Origin of the sequence: Bradyrhizobium sp., assembly GCF_019244115.1 — a bacterium.
In the GTDB taxonomy this organism is placed as follows: Bacteria; Pseudomonadota; Alphaproteobacteria; order Rhizobiales; family Xanthobacteraceae; genus Bradyrhizobium.
Genome location: NZ_JAFATE010000059.1, coordinates 1 through 4,165, shown reverse-complemented (window position 1 = coordinate 4,165; position 4,165 = coordinate 1). Strand labels below are relative to the sequence as shown.

4 protein-coding genes are annotated in these 4,165 nt (G+C 64.9%); all 4 read right to left on the bottom strand.

Annotated elements, in window-relative coordinates:
* Positions 1-15 precede the first annotated feature (15 nt).
* On the bottom strand, positions 16-1,353 hold the full coding sequence (gene argG, locus JOZ76_RS02720; RefSeq protein ID WP_291697093.1) for an argininosuccinate synthase: 1,338 nt from the start codon (positions 1,351-1,353) through the stop codon (positions 16-18).
* Between the two features lie 84 nt (positions 1,354-1,437).
* The gene (locus JOZ76_RS02715) at positions 1,438-2,226 is read right to left on the bottom strand and encodes a phosphatase PAP2 family protein (RefSeq protein WP_291697092.1); all 789 of its coding nucleotides are present in this window, start codon (positions 2,224-2,226) and stop codon (positions 1,438-1,440) included.
* A 99-nt stretch (positions 2,227-2,325) separates the two neighbouring features.
* On the bottom strand, positions 2,326-2,808 hold the full coding sequence (locus JOZ76_RS02710) for a hypothetical protein (RefSeq protein ID WP_291697091.1): 483 nt from the start codon (positions 2,806-2,808) through the stop codon (positions 2,326-2,328).
* Between the two features lie 221 nt (positions 2,809-3,029).
* The coding region (gene rlmN / locus JOZ76_RS02705; RefSeq protein WP_291697090.1) for a 23S rRNA (adenine(2503)-C(2))-methyltransferase RlmN at positions 3,030-4,165 on the bottom strand (1,136 nt) is incomplete at its 5' end.

Sequence of the window (4,165 nt, the reverse complement as noted above, 5' to 3'; positions counted from 1 at the left end):
CGCGCCCCGCGCTTCTCAGCCCTTGTCGCTCTCCAGCCTGAAGATCTGGGAGCCCTCCGGTGCGGACAGCAGACCGGTCTTGGCGTAGAGACCGAGCTTGGAGCGGGTATCGGCGATGTCGAGGTCGCGCATGGTGAGCTGACCGATGCGGTCCGCCGGCGTGAACGCCGCGTCCTCCACCTTCTCCATGCTCAGCCGCTCCGGCTGATAGGTCAGGTTTGGGCTCACCGTGTTCAGGATCGAGTAATCGTTGCCGCGGCGCAGTTCGAGCGTCACCTCGCCGGTGATGGGGCGCGCGACATAGCGCTGGGCGGTGTCGCGCAGCATGAGAGCCTGGGGATCGAACCACCGTCCCTGATAGAGCAGCCGGCCGAGGCGCAGGCCGCTGATCCGGTATTGCTCGATGGTGTCCTCGTTGTGGATGCCGGTGACGAGACGCTCATAGGCGATGTGCAGCAGCGCCATGCCCGGAGCCTCGTAGATGCCGCGGCTCTTGGCCTCGATGATCCGGTTCTCGATCTGGTCGCTCATGCCCAGCCCGTGCCGCCCACCGATGGCATTGGCCTCCAGCAGCAGCGCAACCGGATCGGCGAAGCTCTGGCCGTTCAGTGCGACGGGTTGGCCCTCCTCAAAGCGTACAGTGACCTCCTCGGCCTGGGCGGCACAGTCGTCACGCCAGAACGGCACGCCCATGATCGGATTGACGATCCTGATGCCGGAGTCCAGGCGTTCGAGATCCTTGGCCTCATGGGTCGCGCCGAGAATGTTGCTGTCGGTCGAATACGCCTTCTCGGCGCTCATCTTGTAGTCAAACCCGTTGGCGGTCAGGAACGCCGACATTTCCGCGCGGCCTCCGAGTTCATCGATGAACTGCTGGTCGAGCCAGGGCTTGTAGATCTTCAGGCTCGGATTGGTCAGCAGGCCGTAGCGATAGAACCGCTCGATGTCGTTGCCCTTGTAGGTCGAGCCATCGCCCCAGATGTTGACGCCGTCCTCCTTCATGGCCGCGACCAGCATCGTGCCGGTCACGGCGCGGCCGAGCGGCGTGGTGTTGAAATAGGTGGCACCGCCGGTCGAGATGTGGAAGGCGCCGGACTGGATCGCGGCGATGCCCTCGTGGACCAGTTGCGTGCGGCAATCCACCAGCAGGGCCTTTTCCGCGCCGAAGTGCAGCGCCTTGCGGGGAATTTCGTCGTAGTCGGCCTCGTCGGGCTGGCCGAGGTTGGCGGTATAGGCAAAAACGCGGGCGCCCTTCTGCTTCATCCACAACAGCGCGGCACTGGTATCGAGACCGCCGGAAAAAGCGATGCCGACTTTTTCCCCTTTGGGCAGGCTTTTCAGGATCGTGCTCATCGCGCTTCCAATCGGTCTCGACTGCTGATCTCGTTTCACGGATTGACGGCGCGAATATCAAATTTCGCAGTTTTGGGCACGCCTTTAATCGCCGCTCGCGTGACGAAGCTGAGCGGCGGGCGGCACATCGCGCCGGCCGCGCCGACGCCGGTAGCCCGGCAGGGCCAGGCGGGTCAACGCCGCATCGATGCCGGCGTCCGTCAGGCGGGTTTTCGGCCAGCGGTAAATCAGGCCGTGAGCGAGCCAGGTCACCAGGAAGGTGACGAGACCTGCGGCCGCGATATCGGTGAAGAAGTGGCCGCCAAAGGCCATCCTCAGCACGCTGGTTGCAAGCCCGAACAAGGTCGCGGCACCATAGGCGAGGCCCCGCCAGGCCGGCGGCGCGAGGGCGGCCGGGGCAAAAGTCCAGAACGCGGTTGCGCCCTCGCCGGAGAAGAACGAGCAGTTGCGGCCGCAGCCACCGCGTGGATCCCACCATGGGACGAAGGGCAGGTCGCCGCCGAATTCGGTGACCACCACCGGCCGCGGCCGGCCCCAATAGCTCTTGAAGGTGAGATTGGTGAGCACGCCGGCCGACAGTGTCATCGTCACCAGCAGGAAGACGATCGCGCGGCCGGATATCAAGAGCGGCCGGGTGGGCCGGAACAGTTTTACGACCAGCGCGACGATCGCTGGCAACGCGAGTCCCCAGGCGACCGACATCGCGCCGTCGCGCGCGTATCCAGCCCAGTCGTTGAGCTTCAGCGGAAAGGAACGCGTCGCCGGATCATAGAACAAGGCGGCGAGTTTTAGATCGAGCTCGGGATAGATCCCGAACACGACACCGATGACGAGCGCAAGCGACAGCGCAATGAAGAGTCCGGTCCGGTTCATGGCTCGCGGTGTAGCGGAGCGACGCAAACAAGAAAACCCCTCCTCGTCATTCCGGGGCGATGCGAGGCGTCGTTGAGGCCGCCCCGGAATGACGGCCGTCTATTTAAGCGATGGCGGCTGCGACGAAACCGGGAGCGGCAACCGCCGCGGCGGCACGCGCCAGCGGCCCGCATTGCGGCCGGCGATCAGCCAGTAGACCAGGCCGGCGACGATCCCTGCGCCGGTCATGATCTCCAGATGCCGCCGCACGACGCCGTCGAAGCGCAGCGTCTCAGTGTCGAACGGAACGAGGCCGAGATAGCAGGCGAGCCCGACCAGCGCGCCGCCGACCGCGTAGGCCAGCGCGCTGCGGATGTAGAAAGCCTCGGTGATTGCGACGACGATCATCGCCGGCAGCAGGGCAAAGCCGGACACGAAGATGAAGCCGAACCCGTACATGATGTCGAGCACGCCCTGATCGATCTGATCACCGAGATCGCTGAGCTCCGGAAACAGAAAAGCGACGACGACGATCATGCCCGCCGCGAAGCTCGCAAGCAGGAAGGCGAAAAACACGACGATCAGGCGGCCGATGAGTGCCATTACCTGAACCCATCCGCAAATCGCTGCGAAGCGGATAGCACCGTCGTCATGCCGGGCTTGTCCCGGCCATCCACGTCCCCCCGCGACCGCAGAAAGCAAGACATGGATGCCCGGCACCGGTCTACGCCTTCGGTTTCGACCCGGCACAGCAGCTTGGGGCGCCGAAGCTCTTGAGCGAAGGCGGCAAGGCCGGGCATGACGATCGGAGGGTGTGTCACTCATCAATCCGTCATGGCCATGGCGCGCAGCGCCTGGCGCTCGCGCGCCGAGAGTTTTTCGGTTTCCGATTTCAGCTGGCCACAGGCGGCCAGAATGTCGCGGCCGCGCGGCGTGCGCACCGGCGAGGAATACCCGGCGTTGAAAATGTACTCCGAGAACTTTTCGATCTGGTCCCAGTCGGAGCATTCGTAAGCTGTGCCCGGCCAGGGATTGAACGGAATGAGGTTGATCTTCGCCGGAATGCCCTTGAGCATCTTCACCAGCAGTTTTGCGTCATCGAGCGAGTCGTTGACGCCCTTCAACATCACATATTCGAAGGTGATGCGCCGCGCATTGGAGGCGCCGGGATAATCGCGGCAGGCCTGCAAGAGCTCGGCAATCGAATATTTGCGGTTGAGCGGCACCAGCTCGTTGCGCAACTCGTCCCGCACCGCGTGCAGCGAGATCGCCAGCATCACGCCGATCTCCTCGCCGGTACGGATGATGTTCGGCACCACGCCCGAGGTCGATAGCGTGATGCGGCGGCGGGAAATGCCGATGCCCTCATTGTCGGCGACGATGAGGAGCGCATCGCGCACCGCCTCGAAATTGTAGAGCGGCTCGCCCATGCCCATCATCACGATGTTGGTGACGAGGCGATTGCCGCTCTCGCGATCGGCCCAGTCGCCCAGGCGGTCGCGCGCCACCATCACCTGGCCGACGATCTCGCCGGCGGTCAAATTGCGCACCAGCCGCTGCGTGCCGGTATGGCAGAACGCGCAGTTGAGCGTGCAGCCGACCTGCGAGGAGACGCACAGCGTGCCGCGGCCGGTTTCCGGGATGTAGACGCACTCGACCTCGTGCGGCCTCTCCAGGCGGTCGCCGCTCGGCAGCCGCAGCAGCCATTTGCGGGTGCCGTCATTGGAGACCTGCTCGGCGACCACCTCGGGGCGGTCGACCGTGAAACGCTCCGCGAGTCCCGCACGCGTCTCCTTGGAGACCGAGCTCATCTCCTCGAAGCTCGTCGCGCCGCGGAAGTAGATCCAGTGCCAGAGCTGCTGCACGCGCATCTTGCGCTGCGCGGGCGCAACCCCGATCTCGCCGAGGCGATCGCTGAGCTCGGCGCGCGACAGCCCGATCAGCGACGGTTTTGCCGGCG